At 34.0% G+C, this 23,839-nt stretch carries 22 protein-coding genes and 2 pseudogenes; 7 read left to right on the forward strand and 17 right to left on the reverse strand.

Going from position 1 to position 23,839, the window contains the following annotated elements; all coding sequences use genetic code 11:
- Nucleotides 1–62: 62 nt before the first annotated feature.
- Nucleotides 63–1,502, reverse strand: coding sequence for an aspartate ammonia-lyase (aspA, locus tag JFU18_RS06675; RefSeq protein ID WP_002012229.1), 1,440 nt, complete (start codon nucleotides 1,500–1,502; stop codon nucleotides 63–65).
- 24 nt (nucleotides 1,503–1,526) lie between these two features.
- Nucleotides 1,527–2,798 carry a cation:dicarboxylate symporter family transporter gene (locus JFU18_RS06680; RefSeq protein WP_002086365.1) on the reverse strand — a complete coding sequence of 424 codons (1,272 nt, stop codon included), beginning with the start codon at nucleotides 2,796–2,798 and terminating at the stop codon, nucleotides 1,527–1,529.
- A gap of 380 nt (nucleotides 2,799–3,178) precedes the next feature.
- Here JFU18_RS06680 and pyrH point away from each other — a divergent pair, with 380 nt between their 5' ends.
- A complete protein-coding gene (pyrH, locus tag JFU18_RS06685; RefSeq protein ID WP_002012233.1) occupies nucleotides 3,179–3,922 on the forward strand; it encodes a UMP kinase in 744 nt (247 codons plus the stop codon).
- 53 nt (nucleotides 3,923–3,975) lie between these two features.
- Here the strand turns inward: pyrH and cls are convergent, their stop codons facing one another.
- The 6 genes and pseudogenes from cls to JFU18_RS06715 form a co-directional block, all read right to left on the reverse strand.
- A complete protein-coding gene (gene cls, locus JFU18_RS06690; RefSeq protein ID WP_201033608.1) occupies nucleotides 3,976–5,187 on the reverse strand; it encodes a cardiolipin synthase in 1,212 nt (403 codons plus the stop codon).
- Between the two features lie 131 nt (nucleotides 5,188–5,318).
- Nucleotides 5,319–6,464 carry an ABC transporter permease gene (locus JFU18_RS06695; protein ID WP_201033607.1) on the reverse strand — a complete coding sequence of 382 codons (1,146 nt, stop codon included), beginning with the start codon at nucleotides 6,462–6,464 and terminating at the stop codon, nucleotides 5,319–5,321.
- 1 nt (nucleotide 6,465) lies between these two features.
- Nucleotides 6,466–7,575, reverse strand: coding sequence for an ABC transporter permease (locus JFU18_RS06700; RefSeq protein WP_201033606.1), 1,110 nt, complete (start codon nucleotides 7,573–7,575; stop codon nucleotides 6,466–6,468).
- A 36-nt stretch (nucleotides 7,576–7,611) separates the two neighbouring features.
- Nucleotides 7,612–8,550: an ABC transporter ATP-binding protein gene (locus tag JFU18_RS06705; protein ID WP_002086377.1), complete on the reverse strand. Its 939-nt coding sequence runs from the start codon at nucleotides 8,548–8,550 to the stop codon at nucleotides 7,612–7,614.
- A 136-nt stretch (nucleotides 8,551–8,686) separates the two neighbouring features.
- A pseudogene (locus tag JFU18_RS06710) lies at nucleotides 8,687–9,786 on the reverse strand (sensor histidine kinase).
- A gap of 4 nt (nucleotides 9,787–9,790) precedes the next feature.
- Complete coding sequence (locus JFU18_RS06715) at nucleotides 9,791–10,429, reverse strand: response regulator transcription factor (RefSeq protein WP_002012250.1); 639 nt, start codon at nucleotides 10,427–10,429, stop codon at nucleotides 9,791–9,793.
- A gap of 276 nt (nucleotides 10,430–10,705) precedes the next feature.
- Here JFU18_RS06715 and JFU18_RS06720 point away from each other — a divergent pair, with 276 nt between their 5' ends.
- Genes JFU18_RS06720 through exsE form a run of 4 tightly spaced genes read left to right on the forward strand, consistent with a single transcriptional unit; the run spans nucleotide 10,706 to nucleotide 13,650 of the window.
- Entirely contained in the window at nucleotides 10,706–11,194 is a 489-nt protein-coding gene (locus JFU18_RS06720; RefSeq protein ID WP_080019334.1) for an RNA polymerase sigma factor, read from the forward strand.
- On the forward strand, nucleotides 11,191–11,634 hold the full coding sequence (locus JFU18_RS06725) for a hypothetical protein (RefSeq protein ID WP_002126705.1): 444 nt from the start codon (nucleotides 11,191–11,193) through the stop codon (nucleotides 11,632–11,634). The genes JFU18_RS06720 and JFU18_RS06725 overlap by 4 nt, the downstream gene beginning before the upstream one ends.
- The gene (locus JFU18_RS06730; RefSeq protein ID WP_085310316.1) at nucleotides 11,627–12,697 is read left to right on the forward strand and encodes a hypothetical protein; all 1,071 of its coding nucleotides are present in this window, start codon (nucleotides 11,627–11,629) and stop codon (nucleotides 12,695–12,697) included. Before JFU18_RS06725 ends, JFU18_RS06730 begins: the two co-directional genes overlap by 8 nt.
- Complete coding sequence (gene exsE, locus JFU18_RS06735) at nucleotides 12,694–13,650, forward strand: exosporium protein ExsE (protein ID WP_085310314.1); 957 nt, start codon at nucleotides 12,694–12,696, stop codon at nucleotides 13,648–13,650. The genes JFU18_RS06730 and exsE overlap by 4 nt, the downstream gene beginning before the upstream one ends.
- A 30-nt stretch (nucleotides 13,651–13,680) precedes the next feature.
- Here the strand turns inward: exsE and JFU18_RS06740 are convergent, their stop codons facing one another.
- Both JFU18_RS06740 and JFU18_RS06745 read right to left on the reverse strand, forming a co-directional pair.
- Complete coding sequence (locus JFU18_RS06740) at nucleotides 13,681–14,928, reverse strand: DUF445 domain-containing protein (RefSeq protein WP_201033604.1); 1,248 nt, start codon at nucleotides 14,926–14,928, stop codon at nucleotides 13,681–13,683.
- A 154-nt stretch (nucleotides 14,929–15,082) separates the two neighbouring features.
- Nucleotides 15,083–16,420 (reverse strand): D-serine ammonia-lyase, encoded by a 1,338-nt coding sequence (locus JFU18_RS06745; RefSeq protein WP_201033603.1) that lies wholly within the window; start codon nucleotides 16,418–16,420, stop codon nucleotides 15,083–15,085.
- Between the two features lie 149 nt (nucleotides 16,421–16,569).
- Between JFU18_RS06745 and JFU18_RS06750 the strand changes: the two genes are divergently transcribed.
- The gene (locus JFU18_RS06750) at nucleotides 16,570–17,115 is read left to right on the forward strand and encodes a helix-turn-helix domain-containing protein (protein WP_002012259.1); all 546 of its coding nucleotides are present in this window, start codon (nucleotides 16,570–16,572) and stop codon (nucleotides 17,113–17,115) included.
- A 48-nt stretch (nucleotides 17,116–17,163) separates the two neighbouring features.
- Here the strand turns inward: JFU18_RS06750 and JFU18_RS06755 are convergent, their stop codons facing one another.
- From JFU18_RS06755 to JFU18_RS06780, 6 genes and pseudogenes are all read right to left on the reverse strand, one after another.
- On the reverse strand, nucleotides 17,164–17,847 hold the full coding sequence (locus JFU18_RS06755) for a prolipoprotein diacylglyceryl transferase family protein (protein WP_201033602.1): 684 nt from the start codon (nucleotides 17,845–17,847) through the stop codon (nucleotides 17,164–17,166).
- Nucleotides 17,848–17,861: 14 nt separating this feature from the next.
- Nucleotides 17,862–18,416: a TlpA family protein disulfide reductase gene (locus tag JFU18_RS06760; RefSeq protein WP_002031090.1), complete on the reverse strand. Its 555-nt coding sequence runs from the start codon at nucleotides 18,414–18,416 to the stop codon at nucleotides 17,862–17,864.
- Between the two features lie 18 nt (nucleotides 18,417–18,434).
- The gene (gene ccdA / locus JFU18_RS06765; RefSeq protein WP_050000188.1) at nucleotides 18,435–19,148 is read right to left on the reverse strand and encodes a cytochrome c-type biogenesis protein CcdA; all 714 of its coding nucleotides are present in this window, start codon (nucleotides 19,146–19,148) and stop codon (nucleotides 18,435–18,437) included.
- Nucleotides 19,149–19,202: 54 nt separating this feature from the next.
- The gene (locus JFU18_RS06770) at nucleotides 19,203–20,015 is read right to left on the reverse strand and encodes a M56 family metallopeptidase (RefSeq protein WP_002012264.1); all 813 of its coding nucleotides are present in this window, start codon (nucleotides 20,013–20,015) and stop codon (nucleotides 19,203–19,205) included.
- 1 nt (nucleotide 20,016) lies between these two features.
- Complete coding sequence (locus JFU18_RS06775) at nucleotides 20,017–20,433, reverse strand: BlaI/MecI/CopY family transcriptional regulator (protein ID WP_002031086.1); 417 nt, start codon at nucleotides 20,431–20,433, stop codon at nucleotides 20,017–20,019.
- A 125-nt stretch (nucleotides 20,434–20,558) separates the two neighbouring features.
- A pseudogene (locus JFU18_RS06780) lies at nucleotides 20,559–20,956 on the reverse strand (DUF3942 family protein).
- Nucleotides 20,957–21,499: 543 nt separating this feature from the next.
- Here JFU18_RS06780 and JFU18_RS06785 point away from each other — a divergent pair.
- On the forward strand, nucleotides 21,500–22,198 hold the full coding sequence (locus JFU18_RS06785) for a peptidase E (protein WP_201033601.1): 699 nt from the start codon (nucleotides 21,500–21,502) through the stop codon (nucleotides 22,196–22,198).
- Between the two features lie 53 nt (nucleotides 22,199–22,251).
- On the opposite strand, the gene JFU18_RS06790 is transcribed toward JFU18_RS06785, so the two are convergent.
- The gene (locus JFU18_RS06790) at nucleotides 22,252–23,661 is read right to left on the reverse strand and encodes an MATE family efflux transporter (protein WP_061688931.1); all 1,410 of its coding nucleotides are present in this window, start codon (nucleotides 23,659–23,661) and stop codon (nucleotides 22,252–22,254) included.
- Nucleotides 23,662–23,839: the final 178 nt, after the last annotated feature.

Consider the following 23,839-nt stretch of genomic DNA (forward strand, 5'->3'; position numbering starts at 1 on the left):
TCTATTCATATATAGCATTTCTATATTGTAAACAAAAAAGAGGGGATTGTCCCCCTCTTCTTTTAATTTTTCTTTAAAAGAGTTGCTCCTGCAATCCCTGGGTGTGTCATTTCGAATGGATCTAGAATTAACTCTAATTCTTCTTGTGACAATACACCATTTTTCACACATAGTTCTCGAACGGATTGCCCTGTCGCAATTGCTTCTTTCGCAACGCGAGCTGCTGCTTCATAGCCGATATGAGGGTTCACGGCTGTAATAATTCCTACACTCTTCTCAACGTACTCTTTTAAGCGATCTTCATTCGCTTCAATTCCTTTTAAGCAATTATCTGTAAAGGCACGGAAACCGTTATTCATAATGCTAATAGATTGAAGTAAGTTGAAAACAAGTACTGGTTCCATAACATTTAATTCTAATTGTCCTGCTTCTGAAGCAAGGCAAATGGTATGGTCGTTACCAATTACTTGGAACGCAATTTGATTAATTACTTCTGGCATAACAGGGTTTACTTTCCCTGGCATAATAGATGAACCTGGTTGACGAGCTGGTAGCATAATTTCCGCTAATCCAACGCGTGGACCTGATGCCATTAGACGAAGGTCGTTCGCAATTTTAGACATGTTCATCATACATACTTTAAGTGCTGCAGATACTTCAGTGTACGCATCCGTATTTTGAGTTGCATCTACTAAATCTTCTGCACCAACAAGTGGTAGTTCACTAATTGTAGCTAAATGTTTTACAACTGCTTCAATATATTCTGGATCTGCATTTAAGCCTGTACCAACTGCAGTTGCTCCCATATTTACTTCATATAAATGTTGACGTGATTGCTTGATACGTTTCATGTCACGTTCAAGTACGCGGGAGTATGCTTTAAATTCTTGTCCAAGACGAATTGGCACAGCATCTTGTAAATGTGTACGACCCATTTTAATAACATGATCGAACTGTTCTGCTTTTAATTCAAATACATCATGCATATAACCCATTGTTTGTAATAAGCCTTCTAATGCATTTAATGTTGCAATATGAATCGCTGTTGGGAATGCATCGTTTGTTGATTGTGCCATATTTACATGACTGTTTGGACTAATATAATCATAGTCTCCCTTTTCCATTCCTAATAATTCAAGGGCACGATTGGCAATGACTTCATTTGCGTTCATATTCATTGAAGTTCCTGCACCACCTTGAATTGGATCAACGATGAAATGATCATGCCATTTCCCCTCAAGGATTTCTTGTGATGCTTCTGCGATAGCACCACCCTTTTTCAATTCCAATCTTCCTACATCTGCATTAGCAAGTGCTGCCGCTTTTTTTACAATTGCTAACGCTTTAATTAAACCTTCATGGACTTTGTATCCTGTAATCGGGAAATTCTCCACTGCACGCATTGTTTGTACACCGTAGTACGCATAATTTGGTACTTCTTTTTCACCTAAAAAATCTTTTTCAATTCGTACTCCATTTTTAACTTCAGTTAATGTTGCCATGATTACTCACTCCTTAACAATCTCTTACGCTGCTTTTGTTTGTTTGACCGTTTCTACATATTGTTTTGCTTTCTCATCATCGAATTCGCCTTCCCACTTCGACATAACAATGGCAGCTAATGCATTTCCTAATACATTGACAGCTGAGCGAATCATATCTAAAATGCGGTCAATTCCCGCAATTAATGCGATGCCTTCTAGCGGTAAGCCCATTGATCCTAACGTCGCTAATACAACAACGAATGATGCACCCGGAACTCCCGCCATACCTTTGGATGTTAACATGAGAACGAATAATAGCGTTATTTGCTCCGTCAGTGACATGTGTACACCGTACATTTGTGCAACAAACAATGCCGCTAACGCTTGATAAATAGCTGATCCAGTCAAGTTAAATGTATAACCTGTCGGAATTACGAAAGAGGCAACTGCCTTTGGACAACCGAACTCTTCCATTTTTCTCATTATATTAGGTAAAACAGCTTCTGAACTTGCTGTCGTAAATGAAAGAATAAGTTCTTCTTTTAAAATTTTCATTAATGTAAAAATATTTACTCCAACCATTCGCGCATTAATACCTAATACAATCACAACGAATAGTATAACAGTTACGTATACAGCTAGCACTAGTTTTCCTAAAGGAAGTAGTGTTGCTACACCAAATTTTGCAACCGTAACAGCAATTAATGCGAATACACCAAATGGTGCGAATTTCATCACTTGATTTGTAACCCAGAACATCGCTTCGAGCACACCTTCAAAAAAGTTAAAAACAGGCTTTCCTTTTTCTCCGATTGCTGCAACTCCTAAACCGAATAGTACTGAGAAGAATATAATCGGTAATAAGTCACCTTGTGTAATAGACTCAAATATATTTTTCGGTACAATATGAACAATCGTTTCTGCAAAGCCTTTCTTCTCTGTTGCATCTGCTGTTTGTTTATAAGAAGAAATATCACTTTGCTGTAAATTACTCATATCAACGCCAGTACCTGGTTGGAATATATTTGCTGCAAGTAATCCCATTAAAATAGCAATCGTCGTAATAATTTCGAAATAAAGAATTGTCTTACCGCCCAGTTTCCCAAGCTTTTTCATATCACCTACACCAGCTACCGCAACAATTAATGCTGAAATAACAATTGGTACTACAATCATCTTAATTAAGTGAATAAATATATCCCCAATTGGTGTGATATAAGAAATCGCCGTTTTATTGCCATAAAAGACTGCCCCTACTACAATCCCTAAAACAAGCGCGACAAAAATTTGTGTTGCCAATCCGAATTTTTTCATTTATGTTCATCCCCTTTTATGCGAACGCTTTCATTTCGTATTTATAAAAGCTTACTCACACATCATATATGCGAACCTACAAAATCATACAAAAACCTACAAGTTCGTCACAAAAAATTCAAATTTATTTCTTATAATATTCATTGACACTTTTTTATAAAAAAGAAATAAAATAACCTTGATAAAACATCAGATTATTTCGTATAATCTAAAAGATATACGTATTCTAAATAAATGGGGATGAAAAGGAGTGGATGTTATGAAAAATCACGTGAAGAAGTTCATCATATCTATTTCTTTTCTATTTCATTTTCTTACGAAGGAACAAAGGCATTCGCCTTTGTTCCTTTTTTATTGCAATCTATATAGGGGGAATTGTTATGAAACCATATAAACGCGTCTTAATTAAACTAAGTGGCGGCGCACTCGCTGATCAATCTGGAAATAGCTTTAACTCCAAACGATTAGAACATATCGCAAACGAAATAATATCCATTATTGACCTAGATATCGAAGTATCCATTGTCATCGGCGGCGGTAATATTTTCAGAGGTCATCTAGCTGAAGAATGGGGAATTGATCGTGTAGAAGCTGATAATATCGGTACGCTAGGTACGATTATTAACAGCTTAATGCTTCGCGGCGTTTTAACAAGTAAAACAGATAGAGAAGTACGCGTTATGACTTCCATCCCTTTTAATGCAGTAGCTGAACCATATATTCGCCTACGTGCAGTACATCATTTAGATAACGGTTATGTTGTCATATTCGGTGGTGGTAACGGGCAACCATTCGTTACAACAGATTACCCAAGTGTACAAAGAGCCATTGAAATGAATAGCGACGCCATTTTAGTCGCAAAACAAGGAGTAGACGGTGTCTTTACAAGTGATCCGAAACATAACAAATCAGCGAAAATGTACAGCAAACTGAACTATAACGATATTGTTAGGCAAAACATACAAGTAATGGATCAAGCAGCTTTATTACTTGCCCGAGATTATAATTTACCGGCACACGTCTTTAACTTTGATGAGCCTGGTGTTATGAAAAGAATTTGTTTAGGTGAACATGTTGGGACGTTGATTAATGATGATGTTTCGATGCTTGTGCATGAAAAATAGTATTTTCCATTAACAAAGGGTGCCTTTTATAGACACCCTTTGTTCGTTAATCGTCACAAATAAAAATCAACCCATCCAACTACTTTCTCCTTACAACGCTCCCAGAAAGATAAGTTGTCAAAAAATGTTTCTGTCATCTCTTTCGAATCACCAATGTCTTGCGTTAACGCCTCATTTACTTGCGCTACGATAGGACCACCATGAATATACAAATTCATCTCATCATTTATATAGAAGCTACGCGCAGTAAAGTTTGTTGTACCAATAACGGTTAATTCATTATCAATCAGCATTAACTTTCCATGAAACATACCTTTTTTATAACCGTATACAGTAATCCCATTATTAACAGCTTGACGTATGTATGGATATGCCGCCTCTTTAATGAGAGGAATGTCTGGTTTATATGACCAAAGTATTTTTACTGTAACACCACGTTTCTGCGCCGCGATTAAAGCGTTCATTAACCCTTTATTTTTCGCTATAAAATATGGCGTCGTAATGACAATCGAATGCTTCGCTTGTTTTATTAACTCTACATATTTTTCAGCGACGTGATGCCCATTGTAACTAGCCATTGTATGTAACGTATTCCCTTTACTAGCCTTATTCGTACTCCTCTTTATATCCTCTTTCGTGTCTCGTTTCCAATCTAAAGCAAACTGCTCTTCTAAATCTTTCGCTCCTTCTCCTCTGAGTCGTACATGATAATCACGCCAGTATCCAAATTTCTTATCTTTCCCTAAATATTCATCTCCTATATTAAAGCCACCCGTATAGCCAATCTCCCCATCAATCGTCGTAATACGACGATGATTACGATGGTGAATTGAATAAAATCCGAATGGCAATTCTTGTTTTCTACTGTATGTAAAATGAACACCACTTTCTTGTAATTCTTTTTTCATCTTTCTTTCAAATGATAAATCATTAATTAAATCAACCGATAAATATACGTTTACTCCTTCTTTCGCTTTCTCTTTTAATAAGTTTAAAAAAGTATGGCTACTTTTATCATCCGACAAAATGAAAAAATAAGTGTAAATGGAACTTTTCGCTTCCCTTATATCAGTAAATAACTGTTTATAAAACGACTTCCCTTCTACATATAATTGAAAATCACTATAATGAGACGCATACTCTGTCGGCATGTTTTTCCCAGCTTCCATCTTCCTTCCGAGAGTAACGTCAATATGCATCCAAATTAAAATAACAACGAAAATAGCAATAATAATAGAAGTAACTCGCAATATCTTTTTAATCATTTTGATTTCCTTCCGATCATATTACTTACTATTTCGTAGTGTTTCATTAAATTACTTTTTCATACGAAATGTATTCCTTACTTTTAATTACGAACAAAAAAGGCGTGGCATTTACGCCACACCCTTTTTCATTAAACAAAGTTCCTCGCATCATTATTTCTTCCAAACTTATAAATAGCAATTAAGAAGAATGCTATCGCGAAAGCGAATAAAATTAAAATATTTAAATACAACTCAGAAAATGGAATGCCTTGCTGTAGTTTTGAAATCGTATCTAGTAACCAACGCTGTGGAAGGAAATCAGCTACTTTTTGTACTGCTTTCGGCATAATGTCGTACGGGAAATAACATCCAGCAAGTAAACATGTTGGTACTATTACTATATTTTGCATTGCATTTGAAGCAGTTGAACTTTTTGAAAAAGACACAATGACTAATGATAAACCAATTGCAATTAAAGCGAATATCATAAGCACACCAATCATAACTATGAAAGGCATATTTATAGTTGTGTGAAAAACATTCGTCATAAATAAGACTGCAATGACAATTTGTATTGTTAATATCATCATATTTACTGCAACATTAGATAATATAAATTTCTTCCCATCTATCGGCGTTGATAATAATCTAAAGTACGTTCTATTCTCTTTTTCTTTTAAGATAAATCCTGATAAGTTCGCTGCTGAAAATAACATAAACATAATAAGATAACCCATCGTTTGATTTGTCATATCTTTATTTTTTGAAGTATCTTCAAGTGTCTCAGACTTTACTTTAAATGAACTTTTTTGATAACCAGCGTACATACTATTAAACGTACTTTGATCGGCCCCTGCCACTTTACTAATCGCAGCGATGTTATCAACATAGTTATATAAATACGATTTTATAAATCCTGTTACTTGATCGCCTTTAATCGATGAAATCTCAATATGACTCGGTTTCCCTTCTCGAACACTTTCAGAAAAACCCGACTGTAATGTAATAACACCATCAAGTTTTTTTGAAGTGAGTTTATCTTCCACTTCAGATTCCTTAATTTTACTAACATTTACATGATTGAGTCCTTCTAAAAATTTCACTGTATCATTTGCGATAGGTTGATTTTCTTTATTTATAACCCCAATATTTAACGTTCCTTGCCCTACATTCCCATATATCGAAAAGGAAATAAGCGTTCCTATTATCGGCAAGCTAATAATAATGAGTAACCCCTTTTTATTTTTCAGAAGCACAGATAACGTCTTTTGTATGAGCCATAAAATATCTTTCATACTATAGCCCCTCCCGTCTACGTAATGCAATAATCGCAATTAATAAGAAGATTGCTGAAATCCCAAGATTTAAAGATATTACCGGCAGTGCCGCTCCTACATCATTTGCATAAATAATTTTCATAATAGCTGTGTTTGCCCACGTTAATGGTGATAAATTCGTAACGGAATTTTCTTCCACTACGAAATACGCACCACCCAAAATAGACGCTAATTGCACAACAACCATAATAATCGCTCTAGATGCCTCACCTGTTTTTGTAATATATCCGATTCCTAAACCGAAGCTAATTGCTAAAAAGACTTCTGTTAGTAAAATAATAAATATGATTCCAATATGGTCGCCCCAATTCGCTTGAAAAACAAATTTACTAAATAAAACGACAAGTAATAGACAAAGTGCATTCGCTACAAGACTACCGAGCACTTTCCCAATGAAAATTTCAGCCTTACTTATAGGTGCTGCAATTAAACGATCTCCTGTTTTACGTATTCGTTCTCCTCGAATTAAAAAACTCGCCCCCATTGCAGCGTACAGTGCAATCATCGTCGTCATTACAACCGCATAGTAATCCATAGAACCTGGTTTTTTAGCAGCTTGTAAAGATGTTTCTTTAATATAATCATTATGATTTCCATTTGAAATAACTGCGCTAACCTTACTCGGATCTACTTTTGCAACTTCGGCCACTACGTTGTACTTATCAACAAATGTTGTAAGCATGCCTTCCACAATACTTCCCTCAATACTACTTTTGTCACTTCCATAAAATTTTGCACCATCTTTATTTAACTCTACATAAGCAGCATATTTATTTTGCTTCACTTCTTCTTTCCCATCTATACCTTCGGAAGCTTTTTTAAAATGAATACCTGATTTATCGACTTCTTTCGTAAATGCTTCAAATGATTGAGAAAACGTGCTACTTGCTTCATCTTTATATAGCACTTGTATATCCTTAAACGATTGACTATCGCTATTAAATGCATTCGTTAACGCTGTTCCTAACACAAGCATAAGTACAATCGGAAATGCTAACATAAAAACTAAAGTTCTTACGTCCCTGAAATCTCTTTTAATGTGCATCACTGCAATGTTAAAGATGTTCAATTGATGAACCTCCCTTTACCTTTTCTTCATTTACCTTTATTTATCTCGTAAGTTTCTTCCAGTTAACGTAAGAAATACTGTTTCTAAGTTTGGAGCCTGCTCCTCTAACGAACGAATTTCAATGTCATGATTAATGAAATGCTGAATAATTTTATTTAAATTATTTAATCCTGCATCCGAGTTTACCTTGATTACGTTCTCTTCAATTTGAACAGCTTTCACACCATTTATCTCTTTTAAATTTTCTACATCTAAATTTTCTACTGACTTTACTTCAATCCAAATATCTTTCGTATCTGTAATAATCGCTTTTAACTGTTCTTTCGTTCCTTCTGCAATTACTTTACCGTGATCGACAATTGCTATTTTCGTACAAATCTCTTCTACTTCTTCCATGTAGTGACTCGTATAAATAATCGTACTTCCCATTTCATTTAATTTTCGGACAGACTGAAGAATGTAGTTCCTTGACTGCGGATCAATTCCAACTGTCGGTTCATCCATAATAATTAACTTCGGTCTATGAGCGATTGCACAAGCGATATTCAGTCTTCGTTTCATCCCGCCAGAAAAGTTTTTCGGATAACTTTTATGTTTATCACTAAGGCCTACAAATTGAAGTGCTTCCTCTACTCTCGCTTTTAGCTCGGCTCCTCGTAATCCATACAATCCAGCAAAGAATTTCACATTTTCATAGGCAGTTAACTCTTCATAAATCGCAATATCTTGCGGAACGATACCGATATTCATTTTCGCAAATCGATTATGTTTCTTTATATTTTTTCCTAGTATGCTAATTTCACCTTCATTACTTCTTAACAAACCAGCAATCATATTAATCGTTGTACTTTTACCAGCACCATTTGATCCTAAAAAGCCAAATATCTCTCCTTCTTTAATAGATAAAGACATATTATCTACTGCGATGAAGTCACCAAATTTTTTCGTTAAATTTTTAATTTCCAATGTGTTCATCATTTCACCCCTATTTCGGTTTCTCTGCTTTTATTATAAACAAAAAGAATGAACCTGCTCAGTGCAGAAGTTCACCCTTTTCACATGAGATTATTCACTTTTTTCATATGAGATGATTCATCCTCGTCTCATCCTCTTATATCGGCAATAACATTGTTACTGAAAAACCACTTGTTCCATCTACAATAATTTTTCCGTTTACAGACGCTGTTCGCTCCTCCATCCCCATAATACCGAGACCTTTCTTAACAAGAGCTGCACCTTTACCATTATCCTTCACTTGTACTTTCACCATCTTGTTCAGTACATGAATATCGATTGAAATGACTGTCGCATCAGCGTATTTCATCGCATTTGTTAACGCCTCTGTAACGTTTTCACCGACAATTTTCCACTGAATGGGAGAAATCATATCTAAGTTACCTTTATAAACGAAAGGAATATTCATATCATGCTTACCGGCAAATTCCTCTATGAATAATTTCATACGATGAATGCCAATTTGCTCAGTTGGTGGCTTCATATTTTTTAATGTAATCCGAATGCTTTCAATGCCATCTTTTGAAATATGAATGGCATTTTGTAATAACTCAGCAGATTTCACTTTATCTATTTCCATTAATCTCTTCGCTGCTTCCATTTGAATTAGTGCACCTGTCATTGAGTGACCGATTTTATCATGAATTTCTTGAGATAGTCGATTTCTTTCCTCTAATTTAAATGTGTATTCAGATTGCCTTATGTAATCTTTATTTTCATTTAAGCTTTTCGTAAGTCTTTGTATGTCTTTTCTCATTTTATCATTTTGCATTTCTAGTTTTAATAATCGTACTATATAGCGGTGAGCTATCGTTAAGGAAAAAAACAAAATGCACTAATAAGTCCATACGTCATCTGAATACCTTCACCTATAAAAATAATAGGAAGAATCATAATGAAAAAGATTAACCATTTCTTTTTTATGTAATAATTTGCAATTTCATATAAGTTCAAAGGTAAAAACAAAATAAAAAACGGATGAATCTTCCATGCAAATAACATAACTACGCCAATTGACACACAAGTTAATATGTTTTTGTACGTATCTTTTTTAAATATAGAGATCAACACGTTTACAGAAAGATATAAAAGCAAAGTAAGTATAATCCATGGTAAGTTCGTAACATTTAAATGAATGTAGCTAAACACTATATATAAAAAGACAATAAGTTTACTTACAGTTAACCAAAATTCCATAACATTAATCTACTTTCCCTGTTAAGTAATAAATCGCAATTTGCGTGCGATGTTCTAGTCCAGTTTTCCCTAAAACTGATGTAATATAATTTGCAATCGTTCCTTCAGATATGAAAAGTTGCTTCGAAATTTCTTTATTTGAGAAACCTTTCGCAATTAATGCGATAATACTAAGCTCTCTTTCTGTGAAAAGGCTCTTATCAATTTTAGATTCTTCCTCTTTACTTTCCATTAAATTAGACTTAATTTTATCAAGCACTACATCTTGCATAACAGTTTGACCGTTATAAACTCCTTTTATCGCATCACGAATACGCTCCGGATCATTATTTTTTAATAAATAACCTTTCGCTCCGTTTTTTACTGCGTCCAAAATATATTCATCATCATCAAATGTCGTTAAAATGAGAGGCTTCGTTTTTGTCTCTTCACAAATTAACTTCGTCGCCTCTACCCCGTTCATGTTTGGCATACGAACATCTAAAAGCGCAATATCAACTTCATACTTTTTACAATACGCTACAGCTTCTTTTCCATCATTTACGGTATCTAATACTTCAAACTCTTCATATGTATTTAAAATAATTTTCATACCTTCTCTAATAAAAGAATTATCATCGGCTATTAATATTTTAATTTTCATGTTTGTTAGTATGGACCTTATCCTACTAACATTCACATCCTTTCTCCATGTAGCATTTCCTCTTTGCTCATTATATACTTCTCTTTACCATTTTTTCACACCTTTTTCATATAGCCCTCCTGCTAAAAATATATTATTCTTTTTTTATAACATGTGTAGGGTGACTTATCATTTCTTACGTCTATATAATAGAATGCGTCAAAAAGGAGGGAGAGACCGATTGAGGAAAAACAATTAGTTGAAAAAGCACAACAAGGAAGCGAACATGCTTTTCGTATCCTTGTACAAACATATCGTCATTATATTTTTCAAGTTATCTTTTCTATTTTAAGACATGAAGAAGATGCTAAAGATGTTACACAAGAAGTATTCGTAAAAATTCACGCCTCTCTCCCAAATTATCAATTTCGCGGATTAAAAACGTGGATGGCACGTATTGCCACCAATCACGCTATTGATTATAAGAGAAAAAAAGCTAGAGAAAACGAAGAACTCTCCTTATGTAAAGAAACTGCGGAAAATATAAAATCCTCTCATAATATCGAGGCATTATTATTGACGAAAGAGCAAAAATTACTCATTGCTCAAAAACTGCGAGAACTTCCCGACAATTACCGTGACGTCGTTCTCGCACATTACTTAGAAGAAAAAAGTTATCAAGAAATTGCTTTGCAAGAAAATATTGAAGTGAAAACAGTCGAAATGAAACTGTATCGGGCAAGAAAATGGATTAAAAAACATTGGAAGGAGGAAGAGTTTCTATGATGCATTATTCAAAAGAAGATTGGCGCAATTATACATTAGATGTTATATCAAACAATGAACGTGAATCTATGGAAGAACATCTTTATGAATGTGATCATTGTTTAGCACTTTATATGGAAAGTATTGATGAACAACATGAAAACCTTCCAATGATAAATGATGATTCATTTACGAACGAAGTTATGACGCAAATTAATTTTGAAACGTTACAGCCTAATGAAAATATAAAAACAAACTCACTAAAGCGCACAATTATTCACTACATAATTGCGACTGCGGCTACAATTATTTTTATGGTAAGTGGTTTATTCCAGTATATTTTCACAGCGACATCAAATTTCGAGAAATCTTCAAAACATAACGAGTCTTCTATCTCACAACAAATTGTAAACAAATCGGTAGACACATCAAAAAAGGACGGAGGTTCAAAGCATGAATAAAAATCCCTTTTTAGCACTTGTGTTAGGGCTAATTCCTGGGCTTGGACATTTATATTTAAAAAAGATAGGACGGTTTATTTTATATAGCGGAGGGGCTTTATTTCTATTTATCTTTGCAGCATTTTGTACAATAGCATTAGGAGCGCGTGATATTGCTTTTCTTTCTCTATTTTTACTAGTCGTGTTATGGGCGATCAATTTATTAGATTTAGTTATCACTATTATTAACCAATCGAAAAAACAAGCAGCCGGAGAATTTACAGAGTCCTCTAAAGAAAGCGAACGATTTTATATCATTCTTCTATCAATCATTCCTGGGCTTGGTCATTTTCAATTAGGACTTATGCAACGCGGACTTACATTTTTAGTCGCTTGCACAGGAATCGGAAGTATGATTATATTCGTTGCACTCTTAACATCTCAAGGAAGTTTCCTTATCTTCCTTATTACGTTACCTGTTTTATGGATTTATAACTTCTTCGACGTTGTTCAACAACTACAGAAAAAAGAACGCGGAGAGCAATTAGTTGATCGGACTATTTTTGAAGAATTTGAAGAGCACCGAGAACAAGGAAAGAAAAATAAAACATTCGCTTCCATTTTAGCAATGTTTCCTGGAGCAGGACATATGTATTTAGGCTTACAGCGCCGTGGTCTCCAGCTTATGGCAGCCTTTTTACTATCTATTTATTTGCTCGACTTATTAAGACTTTCTGCGTTTTTATTTTTAGTACCAATTATTTGGTTCTATAGCTTTTTTGATGCGTTACAGCAAACTGCAAAATACGGAAAAGAACGTGTTAATGACGAACCTATCATAGATTATTTTATAAATCATCAAAGATGGATCGGTATCGGATTAATTACACTCGGTGGTTATTATTTATTAGATCAAACAGTCCTTCCTATTTTGAATGACTACTTTGCAACTATATTTAATATTCATCTTAGCGAACTATATTATCGCTATTTCCAAACATCTATCGTTGCTCTCTTTTTAATTGGTGGCGGCTTTAAATTGTTACTTGGAAATAAAGAAAACAAAGGTGGTACAAAAGAATGAGAACATGGCGCGTTGGAACATTCTCGATGGGGATTTCAATTATTTTATTAGGTTGCTTTTTACTATTTTCAGTCGTAAAAGGCGTTCAAGCATTAGATACATTAACAGCCTGGTGGCCTGTTTTACTTATCATACTTGGCGCTGAAGTTTTACTATACCTTCTATTTTCTAAGAAGGAACATTCATTTATTAAATATGATATTTTTAGTATTTTCTTTATCGGAGTTTTAGGAAGCGTTGGAATTGCTTTTTACTGTTTATTATCAACTGGATTACTAGAAGAAGTTCGTCATTCTATTAACACAACTAGGCAAACGAGTAATATTCCAGACGGACAACTTGATATACCTGAATCTATCAAAAAAATTGTAGTGGATGCGGGGCATCACCCTCTAACGATAGAGGGAAATAATACAAATCAAATTCATCTTCTTGGAACATATGAAATGACGACGAAAGCAAATGAAAAACTCAATTTAAAACAAGAGGATTTCCTTTCAGTTCAAACAGCTGGAGAAACGATGTATATAACTTTAAAATCATTACCGGTTCAGCATACGTTATTTAACTCAACACCACAGATGAAACAAACACTCGTTCTTCCGCAAAATAAAAATGTAGAGATCCGCGCTTCAAATAACGAACTATCTCTTTATCCAGGTCAATTACAAAATAATTGGTTTGTACAAGAAAGTTCAAATGTATCTGTTCATTTAGTAAAAGAAAGTGATGTATCTTTAATCGCCATAACAAACAAAAAAGAAACTCACGGGAACACACCTTGGGAACAAGTAGAAGATTTAACGAAAAAAGAAAATAATTCTTCAGAAGAAAATCCAGAATTAAACGGGCAAGAACATTGGTATAAAAACTCGATAAAAACAGGAAATGGGACGTACAAATTAAATATCGAGAAAGCTTATAATATAAATATGAGTGTTATCGAAAAATAAGAAACCTTCCACAATTGTGGAAGGTTTTTCTCATATAATCGCTTTTATTCCTTCTAAAACTAATCCAATCATAAAACCACAAACAGCCCCGTTCACACGAATCCACTGCAAATCTTTACCGACATTATTTTCAATCATTTCGATTAATGTTTTATCATCTAACTTATCAAGGTTTTCTTGCACAAGCTTTCCAATTTTCGAATGATTCTTTTCAACAATAGTAACAACTTGTTTTTGTAACCAATCTTCTATTTTTTGAACAGTCAGTTCGTCTTCTTTTATTTTATTCATTTGTGTTTGTAAGAATGGAACAACATATTTATCAGCAAATTCTTCATTCTTCACAAAAGTAACTGCCCTACTCTGTACTTGCTCTAGCATCTCTTTTATTTTGTCAGTAGCATCCCAATTTGCAATCCATTTTTCTTTCCACTTCTCTAATTCCTGTAATAAAGATTCATTTTCTTTTACATTTATAATCTCTTGACGAATTTTCGCTAATATAAGTTGCCTTGTGCTATTATCTGCATCTTGTAAGCTGTTAATATTGCTAATGATAAACTTCTGCAAAATGCCGCCGATTTTATCCTCATCAACAATATTCATAAACGATTTCAAAGTAAACTGTAGGAATCCATCTACTTTTATGTTTTCCATCGCCTTCATGCCTAAGCTTCCGAGCTGATAACGTGCTTCATCCTCTGCTGTCCAATTTTTCACTTTTACTAATATGTAATCAAGTGTTTTTTCATCATATTCTTGCACTACTAATTGATCCACAAGCACTTGTAATATGTTACTTGTGTTAATTGTATGCAAATACGTTTTTAATTCTTTTTCAATAATAACAGCTAATTTTTCTGTATCTATTTGAAGAATCGCTTTCTCAGCAATTGTTACAATTCCTTTTTTCACAGCATCAGACTGTAACTCTTTCTCAGCAATTTGCAGTACCATTTGCGCTAGCTGCATTTCTTTTACTTTACTTGTAATACTGTCTTTCGTCAGCCATTCATTTTCTAACGTAGAAACGAGTCCCTTTGTTACCCGCTTACGATTTTTCGGTAATAATGCTGTATGTGGAATTGGGATTCCCAACGGATGACGGAATAAAGCTGTAACCGCAAACCAATCCGCAAGTCCACCAACTAACCCAGCTTCAAATCCACCTTGTATAATTTCTCCAGCTACCGTTCCTTGAAAAGGGATTGAAGCCGCAAAACCTACGCCCATAACCCCAAGCGAAATACCCGCTATATATTTAGTCTGTAATGACATCGTATACACATCCTCTTATTATGTAAAATAAAGCTTTTTTGTTATATTTATTCGATATTAGCAATCCTTTATATCTATACTATAATGAACTAATGCGAAAATAACAAAGAATTTTATGCACATGAAAAAAATGAGGCTGTGAATAGCCTCATTTTTATTTTAACGTTAATTCCAAACCTTTCTTATAATACCCATTCATCACGTCTTCCGGAACCATACTCCCACCAGTTCCCCACACAATATGAGTACCTTTCTTCACCTTCTCTGTTAACTGTTGTTTTTGTAAATACTCATTTTCAGCTTTACATACATTCAACGGCCCTATCATACCCGCTAATGCAGAAGGCTCTAAATAAATATTTTCAGTATCAGCCAGTTCTTTTAATAATCTATATAACTCCTCATCACTTACTGTGTAATTTCCACTCAAAAATGGTTCCATCGTTTTACCGACAAATCCAGATGGTCTTCCTACCGCAAGTCCATCCGCATCGGTTACATTATCAATTCCGATATCTTGAACGGCAATTTTATCGTGAAGCCCTGTCATTAAACCGAGTAACATACACGGAGAGTGCGTAGGCTCAGCAAAGAAACAATGCACATTGTCTTTGTACAATAACTTTAAGCCGAATGCTACTCCACCAGGCCCACCACCTACCCCGCACGGAAGATAAACGAATAAAGGGTATTCTTCATCTACTACAATCTCTAACTCTTCTAATTGTTTTTGTAAACGTGACGCTGCTACTGCGTATCCTAAAAATAAATCATGTGAGTTTTCATCATCAACAAAATAACAGCTAGGATCTGCATCTGCTTGCAGTCTTCCTTCTTCTACTGCTTTACTATAATCAGCTTCATATTCAATAACGTTTACACCTTTACTTCTTAATAAATCTTTTTTCCATTCCTTTGCGTCTGCTGACATATGGACTGTCACATTGAAACCTAATTTCGCACTCATAATACCGATGCTAAGCCCTAAATTTCCAGTAGAACCTACTGCAATTGAATACTTCGCAAAAAAATCTCTAAATCTATCACTATCTAAAATTGAATAATCATCTTTCCCTGTTAACATTCCATGCTGAAGTGCCAGTTGCTCTGCATGTTTCAGCACTTCGTATATTCCGCCTCTAGCTTTTATTGATCCTGATATCGGAAGCCCGCTATCACATTTTAATAGTAATTCCCCTAAAATAGGTTTCCCATAACTTTTCTCTAAAGATTGTTTCATAGAAGAGATTTTCACTAAAGGTGATTCTATAATACCGCCTGTTTCTTTCGTTTCAGGAAATACTTTCGCAATATATGGTGCAAAACGCTTTAATCTCTCTTCCGCATCTTTTACATGTTCTTCATTAAGTGGCGAATTTTTTATTGCTGTTTCATACTTTTCCATATTCGGGTTTACCCAAAATACTTCTTCTGTTGTGATTAAGTTATTTACTAGTGGATATTGCTCTTTTAATGCCTCTATCTCCTTCATTCCTCTTCCTCCTCATATCCTTGTAGATAGCCATATAATAAATTATAATTAAATTAATTTTAATATAGTTTAACATAAATAATTCATTTTAGTTAATTTAAATTTAATTTATTTAAATATAATTTAATAATTATTAAGGAGCATTTATTATGGAAAATATAGATATTGGTAAAAAGATTGAAAAACAAAGAAAAGAAAAAGGATTAACTAGTAAAGAATTAGCAAAGATGGCCGAAATCACACCATCAATGCTTAGTCAAATTGAACGTGGTTCTGCTAACCCTTCTATTCAAACATTAAAGGTACTTGCAAAAGCTCTTGATGTTCCAACATTTAGTTTTTTACTTGAAGAAAATAATACAGACGATTTAATTGTACGTTCTCATAAAAGAAAAAAAATGATTATCGATAATTTATCATATGAATTGTTATCACCTGATTTCACAGGAAATTTAGCAACAGCAATTATGACTATCCCACCAAATACTGCTTCATCAGAAAATGTTCTAGAACATAAAGGTGAAGAATTAGCATTTGTATTAGACGGAAAAATCACATTGCACTTAAATGAAGAAGAATACACATTAGAAACTGGTGATAGCGTAAAAATACCAGCTTATTTAAAACATAAATGGGTAAATCAATTCGAGAAAAATGCGATTGTTTTATTTTCTGTTACTCCGCCGATTTTTTAATTCATATGATGATACAAAAATAGCCATGCTCTCCGTGCATGGCTACTTTTATTTTTTTGGTACTAACAAAATCCCTAAACTAATAACACAAAAACTGATTATTTGCTGTATTGAAAGACCAACTAGAACTGAATTTTGTTCACTAATAAGTGAAATAATGATATGAGCAATTCCCTCGCAAATTAGAAAAAAGATTATATTCTTTCCATTTCCTAATCTTTCATTTTTAATCCATAACGAGCCAATTATACCGAGTGCGAGTATAATCTCATACATGAAAATAGGATGATACAAAAATTTTGATTCATATATTTTCATCCCCCACGGCAGTGTCGTTTGTGCACCTACTTCTTGATGGAATATAAAATAAAAGATTATACTCATGCAAAATCCAAAAGGTAATGTATCAAGTAAAATCCGAAGAGAAAATTGCTCTTTTTTACTTTTCCAAACAATATATATACTCGCAATTACGCACCCTACTATAATATGCTGAATACTTCCTACAGCTAATAATGCTGGCATTGGCGCCCCAATGGCCCATACCGGATTTAAAATTGCCGGTGCGAATTTCCATACTAATACAATGATAAGAAAGCCATTCGTTACTGCATCCATCATTTTTTCATATTGAATATTTTGCTTTTTCATCCTTAGTTTCATTAGAGTAAATCCAAATAAACTTCCTATTATAAGAGAAACGGGTTGTAACCTCACCATCCACTCCATCACTATGAAATCCCCTCTTAATTCTCAATTATTTTCTTAAACTTCTCTTCTAATTGATCTGGAGGTAATACACCTCGTGCATGATCTACAATAATTCCATCTTTATTAACAAAAAATGTCGTTGGTAAAGAAAATACTTTATAATCTATTCCAGCTACTCCGTCCATATCTAATAGAACAGGAAATTTAAATCCGTGACGATCTGCAAATGCGCTCGCTTCTTGTACTGGATCCCCGATTGTTGCATTTACCGCAAAGATTTCAACATCCTCCTTATATTTATCATACAAACGAACTAGATCAGGAGCCTCCATTTCACATGGACCACACCATGATGCCCAAAAATTAATAACATATGGTTTTCCCTTTGCATCATTTAACGAATAAAGCTTCCCATCTAATCCTTTTAATGTTATGTTCGGCGCTTTAAATCCCACTTGTGGTAATACTTCCTTCTCTTGTAACTCCGCTTGTTTCGCTTTTCTTTCTTTTTCTTCTTTCTTAGTATTATAAAAGTTAACTCCGGCCCAAATTAGTGCCCCAGCTAGTATAATAGCAATTAGTTTCTTCACTTTTCTTCCTCCTCATTTCTAAAATCCCGTAAATCCGCCGAATAGACGAATAAAGAACGCTGTAATTTTCGTCATTTGATTTGTATATAATAAAACCCCTGTTAAAATCATCATTCCACCGCCGATTTTCATCATGACATTGGCATAAGTAACAATCCATTTTACCTTTCCAATAAAAAATGCCATCACGAAAAACGGAACTGCAAAGCCAAGAGTATATGCCGTAATATAAAGAAGCGCACTTTCCGGATTGGTCGCCCCGAGCATAAGCACTGCAGAAAATATCGGACCAACACACGGTGTCCATCCTGCTGCATATGTCATGCCGACCAAAACTGAGCGAATATATCCTGTCGATTTACTTCTATACTGCACTTTTTTCTCTGCCATAAGCCACTTAGGCTGAAACAATCCAGTCATAAATAACCCCATCAAAACAATAAAAACCCCACCAATTTGCTGAATCAATCTTTGATTAGATGAAAAAGTAATCCCAATCCAACTCACCGATAAACCTAACACATAAAATATAACCGAGAAACCGATCATAAAAAATACTGTATGTATAATCGCTGACTTTTGCATAATCCCACGATTTTCTTTTAAATCTTGAATAGACACACCTGTAATATATGATAAATAAGATGGATATAGCGGTAAAGAACATGGTGATATAAATGAAAGTATCCCAGCCCCTACTACTAGCCAAATTGTTAAATCCGCCGCATTCATTTTATCCCTCCTAAACACACTACAATACGTAGTGTTAATTATTAAAAAAAGAAGCTATATGCACTCTCCGACAATAAGTACAATCGACATACAAAATAGCCCTAACGTTACATATACTGAATTTGTATGTAATGGCATATTCAGCTTAACAACTTTCTCATTCAACACTTGCTCAATTCGTAAATTAATTGCGGTTTTCGCAAACGACGCTGTAATACATTGATTTTCCATCGTCTTTATTTTAATTAACTTTAATAATGCACTACCTAGCTCAAATGAAGATTTCATTTTTTGCATCGCATATTTATCTGCTGATAGCTCTTGATATACATGATAACGCTGCAACATCCCTTTTAATATAGGAATATACATCATTCCCTCAGCTAACAATGTAAAGAAAAATAACTTTAATGGATCTCGATTTTTTTGATGATATTCCTCATGTAATACAATCGCATCAATTTCTTCCTCAGAAAATGCCTGAAACATTCCTTCTGAAATGACAATTTTCGGTCGAAATAATCCAATTGTAAATGCCGTAATCTGTAACGTTGATAATACGTACACTTGCTTTCCTTTTCTAGTAATAGACACGAGATTTCTTTTCAATCTTTTACTATAAAAAAATTGCTTCCAAATTCTTTTACTCATAATGATTACAGTAAATAACAGTAATCCGGCTATCATTATACGAAGTATTGATAGTTCCCTCATATGTTTTTGTAATTCAAATAAACAAAATTGAGAAAGGAAAAATGCTTTATTTTGAAAAAGAAATGGGTATGTAACGTAGTATACTAACATGCTTAAAAAAAGCACACTAATAGTCACTGCTAACAAAACGATTTTACGCATTTGCCACTTCATTTTATCGGTCCTCTTTTTTTAGCCGACTTAATTTCTCTTCTAATTTTTTTATTAAAGATGGATCAGCTTGTTCTAACTCATCTATCATATGGTTCACAACAAGATCTCCAAATTCACCCATTAATTCCTGTGTCATTTTCTTCGTTTGATTAGATAAAAATTCTTCCTTCGTTTGTGTAGTACGATACATACCACTTCTTTTCACAATATGCTTTTCTAAATGTGCTTTCTCTACTAATCTGTTCATAACTGTCATTACAGTATTAAAATTCACCGGGGATTCTTCACTTAATCTCTGTTGCACATCTTTAATGGTAATACCCTCAGTAGCCCAAACAATTTCCATTATTTTCGCTTCAAGCGGTCCGAAAAAGTGATTTAGCCCTTGCTCATTTAACTTGTAGTTTTGAGTAAACATCGTATGGCCCCTTTCACACTACAGATTGTAGTATAAAATATATAGAAGGTCAAACATAAATGATATTAACTGATACTTAAATGAATCCTAATCTCCACTAATTAGTTATCTGTACCACGTTCGATTCATTGTAAACCTAACTTCTCTCCAAATGTATCATAGAGATAATATTCTAATATTTGCACACTAAATTTCTCATTACGCCCAAGTGCAAATAATTCCCGATCTTTAGCTACGATAGTATCTAATGGAATCACCACATTATCCACTATTTTTGTAATTTCAATTATATTACTTTCTACGTTTACTTCTGTTTTAAATTCAATATTTTCTAATACTATATGTGAACGTCTTCCTGATGCAAAAAAGTAAAGTTAGGGTTTTTAAAAATTCCAATTTCACTCTCTAACGGATATAAATATTTATAAATTATATCTCTGTGTCCATCTTTTATTATTTTTTCATCTTTTTCATCATCTAAATATTCTTTCACCTTCGCTGCGAACTCAAATCGAAAATCCACTCTTTCACGCTCCCTCTTTTTAGTCTACACTAATAAATATATTAATATAATTTAACTATATTATAAAATAAGTTCCTATAAAAAGTAAAAAACACTTTTGTAAAACTTTTGGTATTCCCTGTACTTTTTAAATATAAATACTCTTTCAACATTCATTAGTACGTCGTTATATTCATTTAAACATATTGTTCCCATATTTTGAAACAATATTTTCCAGTATTATATATCAATAAAGTGAAACTTTAATCAATGGGGATTTTGTTCATCCACCATTGATTATTAGCCCACACCAATCGGGCGTTTACGGGCAGCAGGGCTCCCACCTAACTGCTTTGCTCCAATCGAATTTTGAGGCGGGAGTTTACTGCCCGCAAATAGCGGGATAAACTGCTTCTAATTCCTTTCTATCCACAGCTATCGAATCCTTATGCTATTTCAATATATTGTTCACTTTATTTCCCCTTATTCATTAAATCACAGAAGGAATGTAACTCCCCACTATCGAATTTTTACATAACAAATATTATTAGGTGGTGCTTTACTATGAAATTAGCTGTCATTGGTGGCGGTGATTTACAAGATCCAAATCACTTGCATATTAATGAACGACTTATAGAATTAACGAATAAACAATACCCAAAAGTATTATTCATTCCTACAGCTAGTCGTGATGATGAAGGATATATAAAGTTATTTTTAGCAACATTTGAAAAGCAATTACATTGTGAGGTTCAAATTTTACGTATTTCAACCGAAACACCTACTAAATATGAAATAGATGAGATGATTCATTCTGCCGATTTAATTTACCTTGGCGGTGGAAATTACGTTCACATGCTTGAACAGTGGAAAGAACATAAACTAGATGAAAAGTTACTATTTGCTTTAAAACGTGGAACACTTATTGCAGGATATAGTGCCGGTGCTATGTGCTGGTTCACATCTAGCATTCGTTCAGATTATGAAGGTTCCGGTTATATAGAAAGTAGTGGCTGGGGTATTGTTAACAAAAGATTTTGCCCCCATTACAATCAATTAAATAGAATGAATGCCTTCCATACGTTTTTACAAACTCACCAAGGTAATATAGAAGGTATTGCATTAGAAGATAATTGCGCTTTATATATTACAGAAGATTCATTTGAAATTATCGGTGAGCCAGATACAGCTTGGGAGTTTTATATGAATAATGGAGAACTCATTAGACAACATTTTGACATAACTTTAAAAAGTTATTTATAAGCATTCATAAAAAAATGTCCCTAAGTATAATGACTTAGGGACATTTTCATCTTTTAACTCACTAATCGTGTAATTCGTTTCTTCTGCCATGAAAGCTTATAATATGCATACTGTAATATTAAGCTGACGATGAATGCAGCTGGATACCCAATCCATATCCCTTCTATTCCAAGGCTCGTATGGTAAGAAAGATAATACGCCACAGGTACTTCAACAAGCCAAATTGATACAACACTGATTACAGTTGGCCATAGTACAGTACCACTTGCTCGCATTGTCGCACTAATAATTTGTGCATGACCGAAAATTAAGTAGCTCCATAATGTAATCATGATTAGACTATGAGCAATGTCAATTGTATTTTGACTTGTTAAAAATAGTGCTAAAATATCTCTTGAGAACAAGTAAATAAGAGATATTAATACACCACCAATGATATAATTCATAATAATTCCGGCCTTAACAACTTTCTGTAATCGATCAAATTGGTTCGCACCAATTGATTGCGCTGCAAAAATTGATACTGTAATACCGAGGCTAACCGCTGGCATTTGTACATAACTTGCAACTTGGTTCACAACACCATACGCCGCTGTTGCATCTGAACCGTACCGATTTACAAATGCGATTACCGCGATCTCTGATAATGAAACTAATATCATATTAATACTCGCTGGAATACCGAGGCGTAACAATAATTTTAATAACTCCCAGTCCATACGAAGATATTTTCTTACTGTCCCGTCTAATTGTAGTGGATGATTTTTCTTCTTTAAATACACTAGCATGACAATAAACGTAATAACTGTAGATATAACTGAAGCATAGGCCGCTCCGTAAACATCTAATTTCGGAGCTCCTAACCAGCCAAAAATAAGAATTGGTAATAAAATCATATTTAGCGCTGTACTTACGATTAAAAAGTAAAATGGCGTTTTTGAATCTCCTGTACCTCTCATAAATGTTGTGTATGCAAAATATAAAAATAATACTGGCATAGATATAAATAAAATTCTTGCGTAATGCACACTTATTTCAATAATATTTTCTGGCGTTCCCATAAGACGCATAATATCCATCGCAAAAATACTACCTATTATCGCCAACACGACTCCTATAATAAAAGTAAACGTAAGCGTCGTACCAACGATAGCTTTTAAGCGCTCCTCATTTTTAGCACCAAATGCCTGACCAATTAAAATTGAACTACCAGAACCAATTCCAATTACAAATGAAACGAGTAGGAAAAATAACGGGAAAAATGCCGATATAGCTGCTAGATCATTTACGCCAAGCCATCTTCCTACTACTACCATTCCAAATAACTGTCCAACTGATTGTAATACATTACTTAAAAGTAACGGCACTAAAAACATGGACATCGATTTCCATATCGGCTTATGTTCTGTTTCTGACTTCTGTGACTCTACACCTTCTTTATCGTTATCTGTAGGTGGTTTCAAATTTCATTTCTCCTTTTATTTAAAATCTGCACGGTTAAATCCGTGCTCAAATAGTTGTAATTACTCCAACCATTTCTATACTGTTTGCTCGTCAAAGTAATTGCTTCTTCCACTCACTATTTTCAAATTCATCATAGAACTTTAACATATTTTTCGTATCTGTAATCCTCTATCTCTT

The sequence above is a fragment of the Bacillus sp. TH22 genome (assembly GCF_016651015.1).
Lineage (GTDB): Bacteria > Bacillota > Bacilli > Bacillales > Bacillaceae_G > Bacillus_A > Bacillus_A mycoides.

Bases quoted from the DNA above. Each gene is read 5' to 3' on its own strand.
- aspA (WP_002012229.1), bottom strand. From the start codon at position 1,502: ATGGCAACATTAACTGAAGTTAAAAATGGAGTACGAATTGAAAAAGAT.
- JFU18_RS06680 (WP_002086365.1), bottom strand. From the start codon at position 2,798: ATGAAAAAATTCGGATTGGCAACACAAATTTTTGTCGCGCTTGTTTTA.
- pyrH (WP_002012233.1), top strand. From the start codon at position 3,179: ATGAAACCATATAAACGCGTCTTAATTAAACTAAGTGGCGGCGCACTC.
- cls (WP_201033608.1), bottom strand. From the start codon at position 5,187: ATGATTAAAAAGATATTGCGAGTTACTTCTATTATTATTGCTATTTTC.
- JFU18_RS06695 (WP_201033607.1), bottom strand. From the start codon at position 6,464: ATGAAAGATATTTTATGGCTCATACAAAAGACGTTATCTGTGCTTCTG.
- JFU18_RS06705 (WP_002086377.1), bottom strand. From the start codon at position 8,550: ATGAACACATTGGAAATTAAAAATTTAACGAAAAAATTTGGTGACTTC.
- JFU18_RS06715 (WP_002012250.1), bottom strand. From the start codon at position 10,429: ATGAAAATTAAAATATTAATAGCCGATGATAATTCTTTTATTAGAGAA.
- JFU18_RS06725 (WP_002126705.1), top strand. From the start codon at position 11,191: ATGATGCATTATTCAAAAGAAGATTGGCGCAATTATACATTAGATGTT.
- JFU18_RS06730 (WP_085310316.1), top strand. From the start codon at position 11,627: ATGAATAAAAATCCCTTTTTAGCACTTGTGTTAGGGCTAATTCCTGGG.
- exsE (WP_085310314.1), top strand. From the start codon at position 12,694: ATGAGAACATGGCGCGTTGGAACATTCTCGATGGGGATTTCAATTATT.
- JFU18_RS06740 (WP_201033604.1), bottom strand. From the start codon at position 14,928: ATGTCATTACAGACTAAATATATAGCGGGTATTTCGCTTGGGGTTATG.
- JFU18_RS06745 (WP_201033603.1), bottom strand. From the start codon at position 16,420: ATGAAGGAGATAGAGGCATTAAAAGAGCAATATCCACTAGTAAATAAC.
- JFU18_RS06750 (WP_002012259.1), top strand. From the start codon at position 16,570: ATGGAAAATATAGATATTGGTAAAAAGATTGAAAAACAAAGAAAAGAA.
- ccdA (WP_050000188.1), bottom strand. From the start codon at position 19,148: ATGAATGCGGCGGATTTAACAATTTGGCTAGTAGTAGGGGCTGGGATA.
- JFU18_RS06770 (WP_002012264.1), bottom strand. From the start codon at position 20,015: ATGAAGTGGCAAATGCGTAAAATCGTTTTGTTAGCAGTGACTATTAGT.
- JFU18_RS06775 (WP_002031086.1), bottom strand. From the start codon at position 20,433: ATGTTTACTCAAAACTACAAGTTAAATGAGCAAGGGCTAAATCACTTT.
- JFU18_RS06785 (WP_201033601.1), top strand. From the start codon at position 21,500: ATGAAATTAGCTGTCATTGGTGGCGGTGATTTACAAGATCCAAATCAC.